Annotated in this window: 15 protein-coding genes and 1 riboswitch; of the genes, 8 read left to right on the plus strand and 7 right to left on the minus strand. The window is 74.3% G+C overall.

Going from position 1 to position 20,524, the window contains the following annotated elements:
* Nucleotides 1-549: 549 nt before the first annotated feature.
* Both ACIBBF_RS09125 and ACIBBF_RS09130 read left to right on the plus strand, forming a co-directional pair.
* Nucleotides 550-1,173 (plus strand): NADPH-dependent FMN reductase, encoded by a 624-nt coding sequence (locus ACIBBF_RS09125; RefSeq protein WP_397412702.1) that lies wholly within the window; start codon nucleotides 550-552, stop codon nucleotides 1,171-1,173.
* Complete coding sequence (locus ACIBBF_RS09130) at nucleotides 1,170-1,733, plus strand: flavin reductase family protein (RefSeq protein WP_397412704.1); 564 nt, start codon at nucleotides 1,170-1,172, stop codon at nucleotides 1,731-1,733. Before ACIBBF_RS09125 ends, ACIBBF_RS09130 begins: the two co-directional genes overlap by 4 nt.
* A gap of 110 nt (nucleotides 1,734-1,843) precedes the next feature.
* On the opposite strand, the gene ACIBBF_RS09135 is transcribed toward ACIBBF_RS09130, so the two are convergent.
* Nucleotides 1,844-2,863: an aldo/keto reductase gene (locus tag ACIBBF_RS09135; protein ID WP_397412706.1), complete on the minus strand. Its 1,020-nt coding sequence runs from the start codon at nucleotides 2,861-2,863 to the stop codon at nucleotides 1,844-1,846.
* Between the two features lie 76 nt (nucleotides 2,864-2,939).
* The gene (locus ACIBBF_RS09140; protein ID WP_397412708.1) at nucleotides 2,940-3,971 is read right to left on the minus strand and encodes a nitroreductase family protein; all 1,032 of its coding nucleotides are present in this window, start codon (nucleotides 3,969-3,971) and stop codon (nucleotides 2,940-2,942) included.
* Nucleotides 3,972-4,225: 254 nt separating this feature from the next.
* Between ACIBBF_RS09140 and ACIBBF_RS09145 the strand changes: the two genes are divergently transcribed.
* The 6 genes from ACIBBF_RS09145 to ACIBBF_RS09170 are packed head-to-tail and all read left to right on the plus strand — an operon-like array spanning nucleotide 4,226 to nucleotide 11,961.
* Complete coding sequence (locus ACIBBF_RS09145) at nucleotides 4,226-5,863, plus strand: ABC transporter substrate-binding protein (RefSeq protein WP_397412710.1); 1,638 nt, start codon at nucleotides 4,226-4,228, stop codon at nucleotides 5,861-5,863.
* 1 nt (nucleotide 5,864) lies between these two features.
* Nucleotides 5,865-6,809 carry an ABC transporter permease gene (locus ACIBBF_RS09150; protein WP_397412712.1) on the plus strand — a complete coding sequence of 315 codons (945 nt, stop codon included), beginning with the start codon at nucleotides 5,865-5,867 and terminating at the stop codon, nucleotides 6,807-6,809.
* Nucleotides 6,809-7,732: an ABC transporter permease gene (locus ACIBBF_RS09155; protein ID WP_397412714.1), complete on the plus strand. Its 924-nt coding sequence runs from the start codon at nucleotides 6,809-6,811 to the stop codon at nucleotides 7,730-7,732. Before ACIBBF_RS09150 ends, ACIBBF_RS09155 begins: the two co-directional genes overlap by 1 nt.
* The gene (locus tag ACIBBF_RS09160; RefSeq protein ID WP_397412716.1) at nucleotides 7,719-9,392 is read left to right on the plus strand and encodes a dipeptide ABC transporter ATP-binding protein; all 1,674 of its coding nucleotides are present in this window, start codon (nucleotides 7,719-7,721) and stop codon (nucleotides 9,390-9,392) included. Before ACIBBF_RS09155 ends, ACIBBF_RS09160 begins: the two co-directional genes overlap by 14 nt.
* Nucleotides 9,389-10,951 carry an LLM class flavin-dependent oxidoreductase gene (locus tag ACIBBF_RS09165; protein WP_397412718.1) on the plus strand — a complete coding sequence of 521 codons (1,563 nt, stop codon included), beginning with the start codon at nucleotides 9,389-9,391 and terminating at the stop codon, nucleotides 10,949-10,951. The genes ACIBBF_RS09160 and ACIBBF_RS09165 overlap by 4 nt, the downstream gene beginning before the upstream one ends.
* A gap of 2 nt (nucleotides 10,952-10,953) precedes the next feature.
* The gene (locus ACIBBF_RS09170; protein WP_397412720.1) at nucleotides 10,954-11,961 is read left to right on the plus strand and encodes an aldo/keto reductase; all 1,008 of its coding nucleotides are present in this window, start codon (nucleotides 10,954-10,956) and stop codon (nucleotides 11,959-11,961) included.
* A 125-nt stretch (nucleotides 11,962-12,086) separates the two neighbouring features.
* On the opposite strand, the gene ACIBBF_RS09175 is transcribed toward ACIBBF_RS09170, so the two are convergent.
* The 5 genes from ACIBBF_RS09175 to ACIBBF_RS09195 form a co-directional block, all read right to left on the minus strand.
* Entirely contained in the window at nucleotides 12,087-13,439 is a 1,353-nt protein-coding gene (locus ACIBBF_RS09175) for an LLM class flavin-dependent oxidoreductase (RefSeq protein WP_397412722.1), read from the minus strand.
* The gene (locus ACIBBF_RS09180; RefSeq protein WP_397412724.1) at nucleotides 13,436-14,884 is read right to left on the minus strand and encodes an O-acetylhomoserine aminocarboxypropyltransferase/cysteine synthase family protein; all 1,449 of its coding nucleotides are present in this window, start codon (nucleotides 14,882-14,884) and stop codon (nucleotides 13,436-13,438) included. The genes ACIBBF_RS09175 and ACIBBF_RS09180 overlap by 4 nt, the downstream gene beginning before the upstream one ends.
* Entirely contained in the window at nucleotides 14,881-15,336 is a 456-nt protein-coding gene (locus ACIBBF_RS09185) for a rhodanese-like domain-containing protein (protein WP_397412726.1), read from the minus strand. The genes ACIBBF_RS09180 and ACIBBF_RS09185 overlap by 4 nt, the downstream gene beginning before the upstream one ends.
* 72 nt (nucleotides 15,337-15,408) lie before the next feature.
* Nucleotides 15,409-16,569, minus strand: coding sequence for an LLM class flavin-dependent oxidoreductase (locus ACIBBF_RS09190; RefSeq protein ID WP_397412728.1), 1,161 nt, complete (start codon nucleotides 16,567-16,569; stop codon nucleotides 15,409-15,411).
* Between the two features lie 411 nt (nucleotides 16,570-16,980).
* Nucleotides 16,981-17,091: riboswitch (SAM riboswitch) on the minus strand.
* Between the two features lie 256 nt (nucleotides 17,092-17,347).
* Nucleotides 17,348-20,506, minus strand: coding sequence for a GH92 family glycosyl hydrolase (locus ACIBBF_RS09195; protein ID WP_397412730.1), 3,159 nt, complete (start codon nucleotides 20,504-20,506; stop codon nucleotides 17,348-17,350).
* Between the last annotated feature and the right edge of the window lie 18 nt (nucleotides 20,507-20,524).

The raw sequence follows: 20,524 nt of genomic DNA on the forward strand, positions 1-20,524 counted from the left end.
GGTCGCGGCGTCGTCGAAGGACGCAGGCGGTACGGAGGAGGGCCTGGCGGCCCACTGCGACTGACGGGCGGGCCGGGCCCGCCCCCCCCCCGCCCCGCGCCCGCCCCGGGGGGGGCCCCCCCCCCCCCCCCCCCCCCCCCCCCCCCCCCGGCCGGGGGGGGGGGGGGCCCGGGCCCCCCCCCCGGGGGGGCCCCCCCGGGGGGGGGGCCCCCCCGGGGGCGGGGGGCCCCCCCCCCCGCCCCCCCACCACCTGACCTCTTGCCGACCTGCACGAGGGCGCCGCGGGCGGCGGCGCCCCGGGACGGCGGCTCGGGACGGCGGCTCAGGACGCCCCCCGGGGGAGGCGCCTTCGGGAATCGGCGGGCGGCAGCGCGGGTTCTTCGGGGAGGGTACTCGGCCGGTGCGCGCCGTCCGCTGGCACGTCCCGGTCCGCATGGTGAGAAGTCCGGGCCTCCTCCTGGTCAACTCCGGGTCTGCCGCCTATACCTCGCCACGACCAACCGCCCACCGCGCGACCACCGAGCTCAACACGTTGCGAGGAGCCCACACATGACCTCACCGACCTCTCCGATCTCCGCCCCGCCCGCAGCCACGGTCGTGGTCCTCTCCGGGAACCCCCGTCCCGGGTCGCGCACCCTGCACGCCGCCGAGGTGGCGGCCCACGGCATCGCCACCCACCTCGGTATCGACGACGTCACCACGATCGACCTGGCCACGTTCGCCACCGAGATCCTGGCTCCCGAGCATCCGACGGCAGACGCGGCCAAGGAACGCCTCGCGGGCGCCACCGTCGCCGTGGTCGCCACCCCCGTCTACAAGGCGGCGTACACCGGCCTGCTCAAGGCGTTCCTCGACCTGTACGGCAACGACGGCCTGGCCGGCGTGGTGGCCGTGCCGCTCGTGGTCTCGGGCAGCCCCGCACACGCGCTGGCCGGAGAGGTGCACCTGCGGCCCGTGCTCGTCGAGCTGGGCGCCGTGGTGCCGACCCGCTCACTGACCGTCACCGAGGCGCAGCTCGCCGACCTGGACGGCGTCGTCGGCACGTGGCTGGCGGGCGCGGGCGAGCCGCTGCGCCGGGCGGCCGGGTTCGCCGTCGCTCCGGACGGTGCGCCCGTCCGGGTCGGCGCCGGCGTCCCTGCCGGCGTGGGCAGCACGCAGGAGGTCGTGCGATGACCGCCGAGAACATCGACCTGTCCGCCCTGGAGGAGCTCTTGGCCCAGCAGGACGAGCCCCAGCTCAGCCCCGAGGAGTTCAAGACGGTCTTCCGCAACCACCCCGCGGGCGTCGCCGTCGTGGCGCTGCTGCACGAGGGCCGGCCCGTCGGCTTCACCGCCACGTCGGTGATCTCGGTGTCGGCCGCTCCCCCGCTGCTCGCCTTCTCCCTCGCCTCCACCTCCTCGTCCTGGCCCGCGGTCTCCGAGGCGAGCACCCTTGCGGTCAGCTTCCTCGCCGACCACCAGGACGACGTCTCGGCCCGCTTCGCCACCAGCGGCATCGACCGCTTCGCGGACGGCGGCTGGACTCCCCTGCCCACGGGCGAGCCCGTGATCGACGGTGCCGTGTCCTGGTTCCGCGCGCGCGTGGTGCAGCGCACCCCGATCGGCGACAGCTACCTGGTCTCGCTGCGCGCCCTCGCGTCGAGCCTGACCAACGGTGGCAGGGAGCCCGACGCCTCACCGCTGGTCTACAAGAACCGCGCCTACCACCGCATCGGCGACGACACCGCGATCTGAGGGATCGCGCGCCCGGACCCGTCGCGCACCCGGTGGTCGGGCCCGGAACCGGCTGGTTTCCGGGCCCGATCACCGGGTAGGCCACTACCCCGCTCTCGGACCGGGTCCGCTCACGCCTCCAGCAGGTCCGGGCGCGGGTGCCGCACCCCCTGGACGGCGTCGCGCGGGATGACGGCGCCGATCACCGCCACCTCCTCGGCCGTCAGCACCAGCGACGCCGCCGCGACGTTCTGCTCCAGGTAGCGCAGCCGCTTGGTCCCCGGGATGGGCACCACGTCGTCGCCCTGCGCCAGCAGCCACGCGAGCGCGAGCTGCGCGGTGGTCACGCCGCGGTCGGCCGCCAGGGTCTCGAGAGCGCGCACCAGCGCCCGGTTGTGCTCGAACGCCTCGCCGGCGTACCGGGCGTGGCTGCGGCGTACGTCGTCGGCCGCGAGGGAGTCGGTCGAGTCCACGGTGCCGGTGAGGATGCCGCGGCCCAGCGGGGAGAACGGCACGAACCCGATGCCGAGCTCGCGCAGCGCGGGCAGCACGGCGTCCTCCGGGTCGCGGGTCCACAGCGAGTACTCGCTCTGCACCGCGGTGACCGGGTGCACGGCGTGCGCGCGCCGCACGGTCTCGGCGCCCGCCTCGGACAGCCCGATCGCACGCACCTTGCCCGCCGTGACCAGCTCACCCAGGGCGCCGACCGTCTCCTCGACCGGTACCTGCGGGTCCACCCGGTGCAGGTAGTAGAGGTCGAGGTGGTCGGTGCCCAGGCGGCCGAGCGACCGGTCGACGGCGCGGCGCACGTACTCGGGGCGGCCGTCGACGGGACGCCCGTCCGGGTGGCCGCCCGCGGGCGGCAGTCCGAGCTTGCTCGCCAGCACGATCCGGTCGCGCTGCGGGCCGAGCACCCGGCCGATCAGCTCCTCGTTGCGGCCGTGGCCGTAGACGTCGGCGGTGTCGATCAGGGTCACGCCCAGGTCGAGGGCGCGCAGCAGCACCGCCTCGGCCTCGGCGGCGTCGGCGGGGCCGTAGGAGTCGGCGACGGACATGCCGCCGAACCCGACCGCGGAGACGGTCAGGGCGTGCGGGCCGGAGCCCAGGGTGCGGGCGGGGACGGGCGCGGTGGGGCTGCTGGCTGTGGTCATGCCCGCAGCGCACCACCGGCGCCCGCCGTCGGCGAGGTACGGCGTCAGGCTCTCGGATGGCGAGACGGCGAGAAGGTCACCAGGACGGCAGCCCCAGCGCCGCCAGGGCCGAGCGCAGCCGCTCCCGCCCCCGCAGCGAACCGTGCCCGCGCAGCCGGGCCAGCACGCGGCCGGCCCACCCGCCGTCGAGCCCTTGGGCGCGGTAGAACTCCGTCATGCGCCGCTCGTAGGTGGCCAGGGGGCGGAGCTGCCGCGTCGTGTCGTAGGTCTCGTGGTGCAGGACGACGGTCTGCGGCAGGCGCGGTGTGACCCGGCCGACGAAGGCGGGATCGGGTCTGCCGACGAGCAGCCCCACGACGGGCGCGGTACCCCGGGGCAGCCGCAGCTCTGCCGCGAGCGCCTCGGGCCGGTCCCGGACGCCGTCGAGGTAGACGGTGCCCAGGCCCAGCGACTCGGCGGCGACCGCGGCGTTCTGGGCCGCGAGCGCCGTGTCGACGAACGCGGTGACCGTGGTCTCCAGGTACCCGGTCGCGTGCACGGCCGTGTTGCGCCGTTCGGCGAGGGTGCGCACGCGGGCCACGTCGGCGACCCAGACGAGCAGGAGCGGGGCGTCGCGCACGTGCCCCTGCCTGCCCGACAGGTCGGCCACGCGAGCCAGGCGGTCCGGGTCGGTGACGGCCACGACGCTCCAGAGCTGCAGGTCGCACGACGTGGGAGCGGACTGGGCGGCGGCCACCAGCGTGGGCAGCACCGAGGGTGGCAGCGGTCCGGGCAGGAACCGCCGGACCGAGCGGTGCCCGAGCTGGACGTCCAGCACCGACCGTGGCAGGTCGGCCGCGGCGGCGACGGCTGCGGCGACCTGGGGTGCGGCGGTGTCGGCCCGCCGGGTGGGTACGCCGTAGCGCGCGGCCACCTGGGCTCGGGCGGCTGCGAGCCGGCCGGCCCGCTCGGACGACAGGGGGTCGTGCGCCTCGTCGCGCACGGCCTGGGTCGCGGGGTCGGGCTGGTGCGCCCGGGGTGCTCGGGTGATCCGGGCCGGCACGCGGGCCGGCGGTACGGGAGCTGTCTCGGTCGGGGTGGTGACCTGAAAGGCGTCGATGGCTGTCATGAGTGCTCCGTGGGGTGGACGGAAGGCCAGACACTCATGCCGCGGGCCCTTCGTCAATGCCCCAGTTCGGCGTCTCACATGCCGGTCGGGCGACGGGGACCGCTGTCGCGCCTGATGACTGGGCTGGCTCCGTCGACCGCCCACTATATGGACTCTTTGCCGGATTGGTTGACTCGTCGGATTTTTTCCCGTCTCATTCCCGCCGCACTGCACGGGGCGGTGTCACCGACGTTCCCGATCCGAGGAGGAAGACCGTGACCACGACGAGAAGGCCCGCCACGAGAAGGCGCGGACGCCGGGGGCCGGCCGCCACCACGGCCGCCGTGCTGGTGTCCCTGGTGCTCGCGGGCTGCGGCGCCGGATCCGAGGCCTCGTCCGCGACCGTCCCGCAGGAGGACCGGTTCGGCGGCACGCTGAACATCGGCCTGGCCGCCGAGCCCAACGGGGTCGACGCCGCCGTCGTGAACCAGGTGTGGCGCACCGCGGCCCGCGCGCTGACGGACTCGCTGGTCTTCTTCAACCCGGAGACCAAGGAGATCGAGCCCTGGCTGGCCACGGAGTGGACCGTCGAGGACGCTCGTGTCTACACGTTCACGCTGCGCGACGACGTGACGTTCCACGACGGCACCGCGCTGACGTCCGAGGTGGTCAAGCAGAACTTCGAGAGCCTGGACCGGCCCGGCATCCACTCCAGCGCCAAGACGATCGTCGAGGGCATCGAGGAGATCCGGACGCCGTCCGAGCACGTGGTCGAGGTGGAGTTCGCCGAGCCGAACGCGGCGTTCCTGGTGAGCCTGTCACGGGCCCACGCCGGCATCGTCTCGGCGAAGACGGCCGCGCTCCCGGTCGAGGAGCGGCAGAAGTTCCTGGACGGTTCCGGCCCGTTCTACCTGGAGGAGTACACGCCCAACCAGCGCATCGTGCTGAAGAAGCGCGAGGACTACGACTGGGCACCCGAGTACTTCGAACGCACCGGCCCGGCCTACCTCGACGAGGTGGTCTACAAGATCATCCCCGAGGACTCGGTGCGCAACGGCGCCGTCATCGGCGGTGAGGAGCTGCAGTTCGTGTACTGGGTCAACGCCAAGTACGTGGACCAGCTCGAGGCCGCGGGCCTGACCGTCACCGAGACCACCAACCCCGCGACGGGCACGGAGTGGCCGGTCAACACCTCGTCGGAGATCCTCAAGGACGTCCGGGTGCGCCAGGCCCTGCAGCACGGCATCGACCGCGCGGAGTTCACCCAGCTGGTCTCGGGTGGTTACGACGAGGCCGCGACGGGCCCGCTCAGCAGGGCCAACCCCTTCTACTCCGACCAGAGCGAGTTCCTCACGTACGACCCGGAGCTGTCGGCGCGGCTCCTGGACGAGGCCGGCTGGTCCGAGACGGGTGAAGACGGCATCCGCGTGAACGCCGACGGCGACCGCCTCTCCTTCCGCTTCCCGCGCGACGGCGCCGCCGAGCAGGTGGTGCAGGCGCAGTGGATGGAGCTGGGCATCGAGCTGGTCCTCGACCCGCCGCTGGACGCCGAGGCGAACGAGAAGCTGCTGTCGGGCGAGTACGACATCGCCTACTGGTACCACTCCACGCCCGACCCGGACGTGCTGCGGGCCAACTACGGCGTCGAGACGGGCTCGAACCGCTCGTTCATCGCGGACGACGACGCCCGGGGTCAGGAGCTGGACGACCTGCTCCAGAAGCAGAACACCGTGATCGAGGCCGGCGAGCGGCAGAAGATCGTCGACGAGGCCGCCCGCCTGCTGGTCGAGGACGCCTACGTGCTGCCGATCGTGAACGACACCGACATCTGGGCGTTCCAGCCCTCGGTGCACGACATCACTCCGGTGGGCCTGGACCAGTACCTCTACAACGCCTGGCTCTCGGAGCAGTGAGGTGCGTTCCGGTCTCCTGAGATACGGCCTACGACGCCTCGGCTACGCGGCGATCGTGGTGTGGGGCGCGTTCACCGGGGCGTTCTTCCTGCTCTACATCGTGCCGGGCGACGCGGCCGGCGGCCTCACGATGGGCGCGTCCGGCGGCGACGTCGAGCAGCTCCTGGCCGAGCAGCGCGAGCTGCTCGGCCTGGACCGCCCGGTCCTGGTGCAGTACGGGGACGCGCTGTCGGGCGCGGTCCTCGGGGACTTCGGCGACAGCCTCTACCAGCGGCGTCCAGCCGTCGAGGTGTTCTTCGAGGCGTTCCCCGCCACGCTGCAGCTCGCGTTCGTCGGCCTGGCGCTGGCGGTCGTGCTCGGCGTCACGCTGTCGGTGGTCATCGAGCTCACGGACTGGCGGTGGCTGCGCGAGCTGCTCGTGTCGCTGCCGCCGGTCGCCGTCTCGCTGCCGCCGTTCCTGGTGGCGCTCGTGCTGGTGCAGGTGGTCGCGTTCCGGTTCGGCTGGATCGACGCGTTCGGCGACACGACGTTCCTGGGCCTGCTGGTGGCGTCCCTGTCGATCGCCGTGGCCGGCGGGGGCACCATCTCGCAGCTCCTGACGGCGAACCTGCGCGGCGCCCTGACCTCGCCGTACATCGAGACGGCGCGCAGCTGGGGGCTGAGCAGGTTCGACGTCGTGGTGCGGCACGCGCTGCGCAACGCGGCGCTGCCGGTCATCACGGCGCTCGGCACGCTCATCGGCGTGATGGTGGGCGGCACGGTGCTCACGGAGACCGTCTTCTCGCGGCCCGGGATCGGCCGGCTCGTCGTCGACTCCGTCAACGGCCGGGACATGCCCGTCGTCCTGGTCGCCGTGACCGTGAGCGCGCTGATCTTCGTGACCGTCAACTTCGTCGTCGACCTCGTCCACCCCGTGGTCGACAAGCGCATCCGGCTGGAGGGCTGATGAGCGTCACGCAGACAGGGACCGCGGTCGCGGCGGGACCGGCCGCGCCGGCCGCGCCGGTCGCGCCGCAACCCGGCGCGGGCCGACGGCGCAGGTGGCTCGGCGCGCTGCCGGACGTCGCGCGCACGCCGAGCCTGCTGGTGTCCTGGGGGTGGCTGGTGCTGATCGTCACGGCGGCGCTGGTCCCCGGTCTGTTCGCGCCCGGCGACCCGCTCGCGCAGAGCGGCGAGGCCATGCTGCTGCCGCCCGGTCCCGAGCACCTGTTCGGCGCCGACGACCTGGGCCGCGACCAGTTCACGCGCACCGTCCACGGCACCCGGCTCTCGCTGCAGGCCGCGGTCGTGGCGGTGCTGATCGGCCTGGTCAGCGGCTCGCTGATCGGGCTTCTGGCCGGGGCGCTGCGCGGGTGGCTCGACAGCGTGCTGATGCGCGTCGTCGACGTCATGCTCGCCGTGCCGAGCCTCATCGTGTCGCTGGCGATCATCTCGGCGCTGGGGCACGGCACCCTCAACATCGCCGTCGCCATCGGGATCAACAGCACCGCCACGTTCGCCCGTCCCATGCGGTCGGAGGTGCTCAAGGTCAGCGGCTCCCGGTACGTCGAGGCGTCGGTCTTCGCCGGCCACGGCTACGCCTACCGACTGTTCCGGCACGTCGTGCCGAACGCCTCCCGGTCGGTGCTGGCCTACGCCACGATGGAGATCGGCAGCGCCATCCTCACCGTCGCCTCGCTGAGCTTCCTCGGCCTGGGCGCACCACCGCCCACCCCCGAGTGGGGCCTGCTCGTGGCCGAGGGCCGCACCTTCATCGCCGGGCAGTGGTGGCTCAGCCTCCTGCCCGGCCTGGTGATCGTCCTCTCCGTGCTGGCCGTCTACCGCATCGGCCGCTCCATCGACCGAGGGAGAACCCGTGTCGTCGCCTGAACCCCTGCTCGTCCTCGACGGCGTCGGCGCCGAGTTCACCCTGCCGGGCCGGGCCCCCGTCCGCGTGCTCGACGACGTCAGCCTCTCGCTGCGCCCCGGCCAGGTGCTGGCCCTGGTCGGCGAGTCCGGCTCCGGCAAGTCCACGCTGGGCCGCACGGTCACCGGCACCCTGCCCGAGAACGGCCGCGTGACCACCGGCCGCGTGGTCTTCGCCGGCCGCGACCTGACCCGCGTGACGGAGCGCGAGCACCGAGCCCTGCGCGGCAAGGACATCGGGTACATCCCGCAGGACGCCCTGCTCGGCCTCAACCCGCTGCTGCCCGTCGGGGTCCAGGCGGGCGAGCCGCTGCGCGCCCACGGCCTGGCCGGCAAGGCCGAGCGCCGCGAGCGCGTGATCGATCTGTTCGGCAAGGTCGGGCTGCGCGACCCCGAGAAGGTCTACGGCGCCTACCCGCACGAGCTGTCCGGCGGCATGTGCCAGCGGGTGCTGATCGCCGCGGCGATGTCCACGGGGCCACGGCTGCTGGTGGCCGACGAGCCGACCACCGCGCTGGACGTCACCGTGCAGAAGACGATCCTGGACCTGCTGGGCACCCTGGTCGCGGAGAACGACCTCGCCGTCCTGCTCGTCACGCACGACCTCGGCGTCGCCGCGGAGCGGGCCGACGAGATCGCCGTGCTGAAGGACGGCGCCCTGGTGCGCTCGGGCCGCACGCCCGAGGTCGTGGCCGACCCCGGCGACCCCTACACCGAGACGCTGCTGCGCTCGTCCTCGCTCGGTTTCTCCGGGGCCGACGCTGCCGCTGCGCGGCAGGAGCACACCGCCGCCCGGGTCGCCCCCGACGCCCCCGTGGTGGTCCGCGCCCGCGACGTCGCCAAGACGTTCCCCGCCCACCGCGGGCGGACGGCGGTCACCGCCGTCGCCGGGGCGAGCTTCGAGGTGCGGCGGGGCACCACGCTGGGCATCGTCGGCGAGTCCGGCTCCGGCAAGACCACGCTGGTCCGGCTCCTGGCGGGCCTGACGCCGCCGAGCTCCGGCACGGTGACGGTCGACGGCGAGCCCGTGGTCCACCACCGCCGGGGCGCCGGCCAGGCGAGGCTGTACCGCAAGGTCCAGATGGTCTACCAGGACCCGTTCGCCTCGCTGAACCCGCGCACCACCGTGCGCGCCATCCTGGAGGAGCCGCTCACCGGCCACCGGATCGGCGGGCCGGGCCGGCGCGGCGGCGCCGAGCGGGCCCGGCGGGTCGCCGAGCTGCTGGAGGTCACCGGGCTCCCGGCGTCGGTCGCCGACCGCTACACCGCGGAGCTCTCCGGCGGCCAGCGGCAGCGCGTGGCCATCGCCCGCGCGCTCGCGCCGCACCCGGAGGTGCTGGTGCTCGACGAACCGGTCTCCGCGCTCGACGTCACCGTGCGCCGGCAGATCCTCGACCTGCTGCTCGACCTCCAGGACCGGCTCTCCCTGACGTACCTGTTCGTGTCCCACGACCTGGGCGTGGTCGCGGAGCTCTCCGACGAGGTCCTCGTGCTCCGGCACGGCGACGTCGTCGAGCACGGCCCCGCGACCGACGTCATCTCCAACCCCCGGACCGACTACGTGCGGCGGCTGCTGGCCTCCATCCCGGGGGCTGCCGCCGACGTCCGGACGACACCCGCATGACCGACGACCGCACCACGAACGACCGCACCGAACGAAAGGACCCCGACATGGGCGAGCCGGCACAGCGGCAGCTGCACCTCGGATACATGTACTGGCTGAACGGCACCCACTGGGGCGGCTGGCGCCTGCCGGAGTCGGCCACGCCCGACCCGTTCGGCCTCGCCTACCCCGCCCAGGTGCTCAAGCTGGTCGAGGACGCCAAGTTCGACTTCTTCTTCCTCGGGGACACCCTGCCCGGCGACGTCTACCGCGAGCACTACGGCACCACGCACAACGCGGGGCGGCTGGAGCCGTTCACGCTGGCCTCCCAGCTCGCGCTGCAGTCGTCGAGGATCGGCCTGGCCGTGACGGCCCACCCCACCTTCTACGAGCCGTACATCCTGGCCCGGCTGACCGCGTCGCTCGACCACCTCAGCGGCGGGCGGCTGGCCTGGAACGTGGTGCTCGGCGCGAACGACCTCGCGGCCAAGAACTTCAGCCTCCCGGACCTGGGCGGCGAGAGCCGCTACCGGCGCGCTGCCGAGTTCATCGACGTGATCCGCAAGCTCTGGGACAGCATCGAGGACGGCGCCTACCTCCAGGACAAGGAGTCCGGGCAGTACCTCGACCCGAGCAAGATCCACCGCCTGGAGCACACCGGCGAGTTCTTCTCCGTGGCCGGCACCCTGCCCATGCTGCGCCCGCCGCAGGGCCACGTGCCGCTGCTGTACGCGGGCGGCTCCGAGCTCTCCCGCGAGCTCACGGCGCAGTACTGCGACATCAACTTCACCGGCCCGCCCACCCTGGAGGCCTCGGCGGAGTTCAACGCCGACGTCCGCGCGCGGGCGCTGCGCCTGCGCGGCCGGGAGGAGCCCGTCTTCTTCCTGCCGGGCATCACGCCCGTCATCGGCGACACCCGCGAGGAGGCGATCGACCTCTTCGACCGGCTCAACGCGGGGCTCCCGGTCGACGACGACCCCGTGGCCGGCAACCAGCCCGAGGACTACTACACCAGCGAGGCGTTCCAGGCCGCGCAGCGCGGACGCGCGCCGCTGCCGAAGGGCGCGCGCAGCCTGCGGTCCATCGGCGAGCGCACCGGCGCCGACCTGCGCCCGCTGGGGCTCGACGGCGTGCTGACGCCCTCGCTGGCGGGTGAGCTGAACGACGTCGGGCAGAAGCTGCTGCGCACCATCGCGCAGCGCACCGGCCGCACCGTCGAGGCGGGCACCGTGCGGGGCCGCGACCTGCTGCACAACTCGATCGGGGGTGGCTTCCCGCTCGCCATCGGCACCGCCGACGACGTCGCGGGCACCCTCATCGAGTGGTTCGAGCAGGGCGCCGCCGACGGCTTCAACATCCAGTCGCCGGCCATGCTGGACCAGCTCGAGCGGTTCACCGGGCAGGTGGTGCCGATCCTGCAGGACAAGGGCGTGTTCCGCACCGAGTACGAGGCCGACACGTTCCGCGGGCACTTCGGGCTGCCGGTGCCGCCCAACCAGTTCGCGACGGCGTCGGCTCCGTCCGGCTCGTCGGCGTCGGCGTCCGGGACGTCCGCGTCGGCGTCCGGGACGGAGGAGTGACCGTGCCTGCCACCACCAGCCTCCCCGCCGGGTACCGCGCGCTGGGCCGCTCCGGCCTCGTCCTGTCCGAGCTCGGCGTGGGCGCCAGCACGTTCGGCCGCAGCGGCATGCGCGCCGTCGGGCAGGAGCAGGTCAACCGGATCGTGGACCGCGCCATCGACCTGGGCGTCACGTACTTCGACATCGCGGAGGGCTACGGCGACCGCACCGGCCTGTCCGAGGAGCTGTTCGGCACGGCGCTGGCCGGGCGGCGCGACCAGGTGGTGATCGGCACCAAGTTCGGCCGGTCGCTCGCGGCCGACCGCGGGCCCTCGTACGGTCGGACCGGAGCGCGCAAGTACGTGCTGGCCGCCGTCGAGGACAGCCTGCGCCGGCTCGGCACCGACTACATCGACCTGTACCAGATCCACTTCCCGGACCCGTTCACGCCGATCGAGGAGACCCTGTCGGCGCTCGACACCCTGGTGCGCGACGGCAAGGTGCGGTACGTGGGCGCGTCCAACTTCAAGGCCTGGCAGCTCGCCGACGCCGACCACGTCGCCGCCGCGCACGGCTACAGCCGTTTCGTGTCGACCACCGACGAGTACAGCCTGCTGTGGCGCAAGCCCGAGGAGGAGCTGATCGGGGCGCTCGAGCACTTCGGCCTCGGGTTCCTGCCGTACTTCCCGCTCCAGAACGGGCTGCTGACCGGCAAGTACGCCCGCGACCGCGCACCCGAGGGCGCCAAGATCACCAACCTCAAGACGTACCTGCTGGGCGAGGCCCCGTGGGACGCGCTGGAGAAGTTCGAGCGGTTCGCCGCCGACCGGGGCGTCACGCCGAGCGCGCTCGCCCTGGGCTGGCTCCTGGCCCAGCCGACGGTGACCAGCGTGATCACGGGCATCACGGTGCCGGAGCAGCTCGACGAGAACCTCCTGGCCACCCGCTGGACGCCGACACCGGAGGAGGAGCAGGAGCTCCGCGACCTGCTCCCGGGCACCCTCACGGGCGGCCCGGGCCGCGTCGGCTGACGCCACCTGGTGCCAAGTGCGCTTCTACCCAGTCATCAGGCCCACGACAGCGGGTCATCCCGGGCCTGATGACTGGGTAGATGGCCACGGGGCGAGCCGCCACCGGCGCCGTCCGGCGCGGGAGGTCAGAACGCGCGCAGGTTGGCGCGCAGGCCGCCGTCGGCCCACTCGGTGCGCAGGATGCCGCGCCGACGCAGGATCGGGACCAGCTCGTCGAGCGTGCGGTGCACGGTGACGGGGTGCAGGTCGCCCCACAGCAGCACGCCGTCGTTGCCCCACTCCCCCAGCTCCTCGATGAGGTCGGCCAGCTCGCCGGCCGTGCCGACCCAGCCCGTGCGGTCGGCGATGCGCCCCAGCCGGGCGAGCCCGCCGAGCAGCACGCGCAGCGGCGTGGTGGCGAGATCGTGGTCGCCCACGAGCCGCTTGATCGAGCCGTGCGAGACGTGGTCGCCGAACAGGCCCGTGGGCAGCGGCTTGTCGAGGTCGAGTGCCGTCAGGTCGGTCTCCAGGTCGCTGGACTGCTGCTCGGCGATGCGCAGCAGCGTCGCGTCGTCCGGGTCCGCCGACGCCGCCACCAGCCGGTCGGCCTCCTCCGAGCTGGACACGAGCACCGGCTTGATCGCGAACAGCACCTTGACGTGCTCCAGCGCGCGGCCTGCCGCCCGGGCGGAGGCGTGGATGCGGGCCCGGTAGTCGCGCACGCTCGACTCGGTGAGCGGCGCGAGCGCGAGCTGGACGTCGCTGTTCGCACCGGCGAACGCCAGCCCGCGGCCCGAGCCGCCGGGCGAGACGATCACGGGCTCGCCGTCGGCCCCGCCGTCGAACGGGAGCGCGTTGAGCGGGCCGTCGAAGGCGTAGTGCTCGCCGCGGTGCCGCACCGGGCGCAGCAGTCCGCCGTCGGCGTACCGGCCCCCGGTCCGCGTACCACCAGGCCCGACGGCGCCCGGGTCGGCGAGCAGCGCGCCGTCGTCCCAGGAGCGCCACAGCGAACGGACGCCGTCGAGCCACTCCTCGGCGCGGTCGTACGCGGCGTCGTGGCCCAGCGGCGGGGCGGCGGAGAAGTGGCGCGCGCTGCCGGTGTCCGTGACGAGGTTGAGGCCGAACCGGCCGCCCGAGAGATGCTGGAGCGTCGCGAGCTGTCTCGCCCCGGTGTAGGGCAGCACGGCGGCGGGGTTGACCGTCGGCACGATGCCGAGGTGCTGGGTCGCGGCGAACAGGTACGGGGCCAGCAGCAGCGGGTCGTGCTTGGGGCCGCCGAACGCCTGGCGCACGCGCAGGTCGATGGTCTCGGGGCTGCCCAGGGACGGCGCGTCCTCGATGATCAGCAGGTCCACACCCGCCTGCTCCAAGGCGCGGGCGGACTCGACGTAGAGGTCGGGCCGGGTCCAGTCGTAGTTCCAGTCCAGGTAGTCGTGGCCCCAGCCGTGCGGCCCGAAGCCGCGGGCCAGGAACCAGCCGAGGTGCTGCTGGCGGGTCATGGTGTCTCCTTGCGTGTGGTGCTCGCGTCGGCGGCGCCGGGCCCGGCGGCGCGGCGTGCGGCCGCGAGGCCACGGTCGAGGTCGGCGATCAGGTCGGGCAGGTCCTCGATGCCCACCGAGAGGCGCAGGGTGCCCGGGTGGATGCCGGAGGCGGCCCGCTCGGCGGGGGTGCGCAGCACGTGGCTGGTGCTCTCCGGATGCAGCACCAGCGAGCGGACGTCGCCGATGTGAGTCATGTGCGTGAAGACCTGGACGGCCTCCACGAGGGCGCGCGCCGCGGGGGCACCGCCGTGCAGCGTGAAGGTGAACACGGAGCCCTGGCCGTCCGGCAGGTACCGCTTGGCCAGCGCGTGCGACGGGCTGGAGTCGAGCCCCGAGTAGTCCACCGACGCCACCTCGGGGCGGAACGCCAGCCAGCGCGCCACCTCCAGGGCCGACGCGCTCTGCCGCGCCACCCGCAGCGACAGCGTCTCGATGCCCTGGCCCACGAGGAACGCGTTCAGCGGCGACGGCGTGGGCCCGAACCGGGGCGCCACGGTCTCGCGGAGGTAGGCCAGGCGGGCCAGCCCGCCGTGCCGCTCGGCCCGGCCGGGTCCGCCCGTGCGCGACGCCGCGACCAGGTGCGGGTACAGCGCGCCCGCGGTGCGTGTGTCGAACGTCCCGGCGTCGACGACGACGCCGCCCAGCACGGAACCGTGCCCCGCCAGGAACTTGCTGGCGGAGTGCACCACGACGTCGGCGCCGTGCTCGATCGGGCGCAGCAGGTAGGGCGTGGCCAGCGTGTTGTCCACGACCAGCGCCAGCCCGTGGGCGTGCGCGACGTCGGCCACGGCGGCGAGGTCGGGCAGGTCGTTGCGCGCGTTCGGGATCGACTCCAGGAACAGCACGCGCGTCTCGGGCCGGATGGCGCGCGCCCAGGCGGCGGGGTCGGCGGCGTCGTCCACGAAGTCGGCCTCGATGCCGAGGCGCGGCAGGTTCTCCAGGAGCAGCCCGCGCGTGCCCTCGTAGATGCTGGACGCGGCGAGCACCCGCTGCCCGGCCGCGACCAGGCCGAGCAGCGCGACCGTGACGGCCGCCTGCCCGCTGGCCAGGAACAGCGCGTCGGCGCCGCCCTCCAGCGCGGCGATCCGCTGCTCGACCGCGGCCGTGGTCGGGTTGCCGGTGCGCGTGTAGGCGAAGCCCTCGCCCGCGCCGAAGTGCCCGACGGCCTGCTCCCACTCCTCGAACTCGAACCCGGCGGTCAGGTACACGGGTGTGGCGCGGGGTACCACGCGGGACGGCACTCCGCGACCGGGCGGTGCCGTCCCGGGCGGTGCCGTGCCGGACGGTGCCGTGCCGGACGGTGCCGTGCCGGACGGTGCCGTGCCGGACGTGCCAGTGGCGTGCCCCGCGTCGTCCCGCCCGGTGCTGCGGGCGTGCACCTGCCGGGTGGCGAAGCCCGTCATGGTGCCGCGCTCGGTTCGGCGGCCTCGGTCGCGGGCAGGCCCGCCTGCTTCCAGGCAGGAAAGCCGCCATCGACGTGCGAGACGTCGGTGTAGCCGCGCGCGGCCAGCGCCTCGGCGACCGGGCCGGAGCCGTCCACCGAGCCGCACACGATCACGACGGGCGTGTCGAGGGTGATGGCCGGGTTGTCCGACGGGCCGAACAGGGCGTCGAGGTTGTTCCGGTCCGCGAGCGTCGCCCCCGGGATCTCGCCCGCCGACGCCCGGCCGGCGGCCGAGCGGACGTCGATCAGCAGGGCGCCGTGGGCAACCTTGGCGCCCGCGGCGTCGGGGGCCTGGAGCTCGGGGGTGGCCTTCTCGATCGGCTCGGACGTGGTCGGCTCGGACGTGGTCGGCTCGGACGTGGTCGGCTCGGACGTGGTCGGCTCGGACGTGGTCGGCTCGGACGTGGTCATGGTGGTCTCCTCAGGTCGTTCGTACGGTGCGGTGGGCAGTTCGTACGGTGCGGTGGGCGGTTCGCCAGGTGCTCAGGCGCTCAGCAGCCGCCCGGTGCGCAGCTCGCGGGCGACCGTCGCCGCGTCGGGCAGCCGGAGCGCACCGCGCAGCGTCGTCCCGGTCCGCTCGGTGCGGAACAGGCCCGCGTGCTGGAGAGCGGGCACCAGGTGGTCGGTGATGGTGTCGAGGTCCGAGCTGAGCGAGGAGGGCCGCAGCAGGAACCCGTCGACGGCGCCGACCGTCGCCCAGTCGGCGATCAGGGTGGCCAGCTCGTCCGGGGTGTCGGCGACCACGAGCCCGTCGCCCATGGGGGCGGTGCCCTCCAGCGCCTCCACGAGCTCGAGCCGCGCGCGGGCTCCGGCCCGCTCCGTGGAGAGCACGACGTACACCTCGGCGAGCACCCGCACGTCCTCGGGGTCGCGTCCGGCGGACAGGGCCGAGTCCCGCACGAGGCGGCGCAGCCGCACCGCGTGCCCGGCGTCGGTCACCGCGATCCGGGCGACGTCGGCGGTGCGGCCGGCCAGCGCCGCGCTCGCCTCGGAGCGCACGCGCACCACGACGGGCGGGGGCGTCCGGGGCGGCGGGGTACCGCCGTCGGCGGGACGGCCGCGGACGGCGAACCGGATGCCGTCGTGGTCCACGCGGAACCGGCCCTCGGCGTCGAGCTCGACCGCTCCCGCCCCGCTGCCGGGACGGCCGGTCCACACCTGGGTCACGGCCTGGATGCCGAGCTCGACCCGCGTGGCCCAGGCCTCGTCGGGCTCGGGGAGCGTGACCTGGCGTACGGCCTGCCAGCCGGCCCGGCCGCCGCTGGCGCGGTCGATGCTGCTCAGGGCGACGGCGGCGTGGGCCGCCTCCACGTGCACCGTGTCGACGGCGGCGATCAGGCCGATGCCGTCGGTGACCCGCGCGGCGCGGGCGGCGGCGACGGCCGTGTCGAGGCGGCTGGTGACCTGGCTGCGCCCCGGGTGGAGCAGGAAACCCTCGTCGAGGCTGACGAAGTCGAGCAGGCCGCGGTCGGCGGTCCGCACCAGGTGCAGGAACCGCTCGCCGTCGAACGGGCGCGGCGCGACCGGGCCGCGTGCCCGGTGGGCCCCGGGGCGGGCGCCGGCGGAGGTGAGGTCCACGCCGAGCACGACGGGACGGGGCGAGAGGGCGGTGGACAGGGACGTGGGCTGCGGCGGGTACGGCACGGCGGGGCTCCGTTCGGGCTGCGGCGCGACGGCACCCGGGCAGGCCCCCGCCGTCGTGCCAGGTGCACGACGGTGCCTGGGGTCGCCCGGGAGCGTGGCTGCCGGGAGGCAGGAGTGAGACGTCCGGTCAGGAACGTGAGGGCCTGGTGCGGCCGGGGCTCGGCATTCGGCGCCGAGAGCGGGCGGCGGACCGGTGGCGGCCGGTCAGCACGTCGGGCGCTGTCGCGACAGGGACGTCGCGATCAGGCCGTCACTGTCGGGTTCAGCGACAGGAACAGCGGCAACACATGTCCTCGTGCGGGGCGGCACCAGCCCGCGTGCAGACGTTCCGGGACGGCAGGGACACGTGGACGGCGGGGGCAGCGCTCCGGGTCATCGTCGTTCTCCTCACCTGCTCGCCCATCGGCGAGCGACGCGTGTTGTCACCGCCGGCGGCGGTGGACCTGGTCCTCACCCGGGGCACCCACCCGCGCGGGGGGTTGCCGTCCGACCAGCCGGGGCTTCGCGTCGGAACTCATGACCTGTCGAGGTTTTCTATACCTTTCCGGTCGGATAAGTACGGTAGGTCTCGATGCCTAGAAGATACGAATGGAACCCATAGAAGTCAACGATCCTTTCCCGGATCTCACATGCCGGGACCTCCCCGATGCGCCCACGCCACGCAGAGTGCGCTTCTACCCAGTCATCAGGCCCGGAATCCGATGGGTTTCCGGGCCTGATGACTGGGTAGAAGCGCACTTTCGCGCCCGCCCCCGCGGCCTCCGCCACCCCCGGAGCGTCAGCTCGTCAGCAGCTCGATCTGGGTGACCAGGCCACCGTCGACCGGTTCCAGCCGGAGTCCCGTCAGCGGCACGGGCTCGTCGAGCACGAACGGGCGCAGCTGGCCCGGCCAGCGCCACCGCTCCCCCGAGCGCTCGTCGAGCACCCGCCCGTCCTCGGCCACCAGACGCCAGCCCGACGGCGGCGCCCCCGCGTCACCCGGCCCGGACGTCACCGTGTACCCCCGGAGCGAAGCACCCTGGGGCAGCTCCCCGGACGGCTGCCACACGAGCGCCCCCGCCACGTCGACGGCCGTCGTGAGGTCCCCGTCGGTCAGCCCCGGGAGCGGGCGGCCGGCGGACGACCACCCACCCTCGGCGCGCTCCCAGGGCCGGTCGGCGGCCGTCGGCGCCACCTGCGCACCCCAGCGGGCCGCCGTCCCGGACATGCTGAACCGCAGCGTCGCTCCCCCGGTCAGGTCGGCGTGCTCCACCGACGGCGAGGTGACCGCCCGGGTCGTACCGGCGCCGTCGGACAGGTGCAGGCCGGCCACGTACCAGCGGCCGGCCGCGCCCGGTGCCTCGACCACGAGGTCGCCGTCGGGCCGGTGCACCACCGCCCGCTCGAAGAGCGGCGAGCCTACGGCCCAGCGCGACGAGCCGATCTCCAGCGGGTACAACCCCAGGGCGGACAGGACGTACCAGGCCGACATCTCCCCGTTGTCCTCGTCGCCGTGGTAGCCCTGGCCGATCTCACTGCCCGTCCACAGCCGCGCCAGGATCTCCCGCACGGTCTCCTGGGTGCGGTCCGGGCGGCCCGCGAAGAGCCACACGTACGGGATGTGGTGGGAGACCTGGTTGGACTGGCCGAGCTGGCCCAGCCGCACGTCACGCGCCTCGACCATCTCGTGGATCACCGACCCGTAGGAGCCGGGCTTGTCCGCCCGCTCCGGCGTGGCGAAGAAGCGCTCCAGCAGAGCCTCCAGCCCGGCGGGGCCGCCGTGCAGGGCGGCCAGCCCCGGGCCGTCGTGCACCGGGTGGAACAGGAAGTTCCAGGCGTCGGACTCGGTGTAGTCGCCGCCCCACTCGTCGGGGTCGAACGGGCCCGGCGCGAACGCCCCGTCCCGGCCGCGGCCCCGGAAGAAGCCCGTGTCCGGGTCGAACAGGTGCACGTACCCCAGGGAGCTCTGGTGCAGGTAGGCGGCCTCGTCGCGCAGCGCGCGGCGGCGCTCGTCCGGGGTGCCGGGGGCGTCCGCGAGCGCCCGTGCCATCCGCGCCAGGCCCGCGTCGTTGATGTAGCCCTCCAGCCCCCAGGAGACCGACTCGTCCACGTCCCGGGGCACCCAGCCACGGGTGAGCGCGAAGGCCTGGCCCTTGCGGCCCACCCCCGGCAGGGTCGGCAGGGCGGTCGCGTTGCGCAGCCCGGCGTCGTAGGTGTCCAGCGGGTCGGGCAGGTCGACGCCGCGCAGGTGCAGGTCGGCGAACGCGACGTCGGACGACGTGCCGGTCATGAGGTCGGCGTAGCCCGGGGACGACCACCGGGCCACCCAGCCACCCTCGCGGTACTGCTGCACGAAACCGTCCGCGAGCCGCGCGGCGATCTCCGGGTAGAGCAGGGCGTAGGCGGGCCAGCAGGTGCGGTAGGTGTCCCAGAAGCCGTGGTTGACGAACATCTCGCCGGGGCGCACGGGCCCACCGTCGAGCACGGGTGAGGCGTGCACGGGCTCGTCGTCCGCCCCCACCTCCGTGTAGGAGGACGGGTAGAGGTTCAGCCGGTAGAGGTTCGAGTAGAGCGTGACCTGCTGCTCCTCGGTGGCGCCCTCGACGTCGAGCACGCCGAGCCGCTCCTCCCACAGGGCCCTGGTCGCCTCGGCGACCTCGTCGAAGGTGCCGGACACCTCGCGCTCCAGCGCCAGCCAGGCGAGCTCCTCGCTGATGTACGACGTCGCCACACGCACGTCGACGGTCCGGCCCGCCTCGTCGCCCGGCCGGGTCGCGGGGTCCAGCGCGACCGTCGCGTAGGTGGCGTACGGGCGCCCGCGCGCCGGGCCGCTGCGCAGCACCGGCCGCGCGATCCGCCCGACGACGTACATCCGGGAGCGCCCCGCGGACAGCGTGCTGCCGTGGTCGCTCCAGCCGGTGAACGTGCCGTCGTCGTGCACGGTGATCTCGACGGGGGCGCCGTCGGCTCCCGCGTCGCTGACGGCGTCGACCACGAGGTGGCCGGTGGCGACGCCGGGCGGGAACGTGAACCGCAGCAGGCCGCCGTGGTCGGACGCCGCGACGGCCACGCGGGCGCCGCCGTCCAGGTCGACGGCGTACCGGTGGGGGCGGGCGGTCTCGGCGTCGTGGGAGAAGGCGAGGGCGCGGGCGGCGAGGCCGGCGTCGGGCACGTCGGTCGTGCCGTCGTCGTCCGTCCGGGCCGGGACCAGGTGGAACGCGAGCTGGTCCCGGTCGCCCATCCACGGGCTCGGCTCGTGCGAGATGCCGATGCCCTGCAGGCGGGGCCGGTTGTCCGGGCCGTTGTGCCCGGCCCAGGAGTACAGCCACCGTTCCGTGGCGGCGTCCGTGAGCGGCACCCACATCGTGAAGCCGTTGGGCACCGCGGCCGCCGGCACGTTGTTGCCGCGCGAGTAGGCGCCCGAGGAGTGCGTGCCCCGGCGGGTGTCCACCAGGTCGGTGCGACCGGTGACGGTGCGCTCGGGCCGCGGTCCGACGCTCACCTCGTCCAGCCACGCCTCGGTGCGCCCGCCGTCCGGCGGTGCGGTGACCAGGGCCGCGGCGCGCACGCGGCGACCGGCCAGGTGTTCCGCCGCGGCGTCCAGGTCGACGCGCACCACGTTCCAGTGGTCGGGCACCAGGATCCGGGCCTCCCCCTGTCCCGTGGCGGACGCCGGCATGCCGTGCTGGTCGGTCAGGCCACGCCCGGCGTCGGTCGCCCCGAGCCAGGTGCCGTCGTCGAGCCGGAGGTCGACGGCCACGTGGGTGGAACGGTAGGTGAGCTCGTCGTCGAGCACGGGCAGGACCGCCCAGCGCAGGACCAGGCCCGGTGCGAGAGGCACGTCGAGGTCGTCGACCACGACCGTGCGGCCGGGGCCCTCGTGGCTGACCAGCCGTGCGTGCTCGCTGGTCAGCCCGGCGCCGGGGCGGCCCGCGGGGACGTGTGCGGGCCCGGTCATGCCACCACCCCCAGGGTC

Origin of the sequence: Promicromonospora sp. NPDC050880, assembly GCF_044456525.1 — a bacterium.
Lineage (GTDB): Bacteria > Actinomycetota > Actinomycetes > Actinomycetales > Cellulomonadaceae > Promicromonospora.

Coding starts and splice junctions, on each gene's coding strand:
- ACIBBF_RS09125 (WP_397412702.1), top strand. CDS start 550: ATGACCTCACCGACCTCTCCGATCTCCGCCCCGCCCGCAGCCACGGTC.
- ACIBBF_RS09130 (WP_397412704.1), top strand. CDS start 1,170: ATGACCGCCGAGAACATCGACCTGTCCGCCCTGGAGGAGCTCTTGGCC.
- ACIBBF_RS09135 (WP_397412706.1), bottom strand. CDS start 2,863: ATGACCACAGCCAGCAGCCCCACCGCGCCCGTCCCCGCCCGCACCCTG.
- ACIBBF_RS09140 (WP_397412708.1), bottom strand. CDS start 3,971: ATGACAGCCATCGACGCCTTTCAGGTCACCACCCCGACCGAGACAGCT.
- ACIBBF_RS09155 (WP_397412714.1), top strand. CDS start 6,809: ATGAGCGTCACGCAGACAGGGACCGCGGTCGCGGCGGGACCGGCCGCG.
- ACIBBF_RS09165 (WP_397412718.1), top strand. CDS start 9,389: ATGACCGACGACCGCACCACGAACGACCGCACCGAACGAAAGGACCCC.
- ACIBBF_RS09175 (WP_397412722.1), bottom strand. CDS start 13,439: ATGACCCGCCAGCAGCACCTCGGCTGGTTCCTGGCCCGCGGCTTCGGG.
- ACIBBF_RS09180 (WP_397412724.1), bottom strand. CDS start 14,884: ATGACGGGCTTCGCCACCCGGCAGGTGCACGCCCGCAGCACCGGGCGG.
- ACIBBF_RS09185 (WP_397412726.1), bottom strand. CDS start 15,336: ATGACCACGTCCGAGCCGACCACGTCCGAGCCGACCACGTCCGAGCCG.
- ACIBBF_RS09195 (WP_397412730.1), bottom strand. CDS start 20,506: ATGACCGGGCCCGCACACGTCCCCGCGGGCCGCCCCGGCGCCGGGCTG.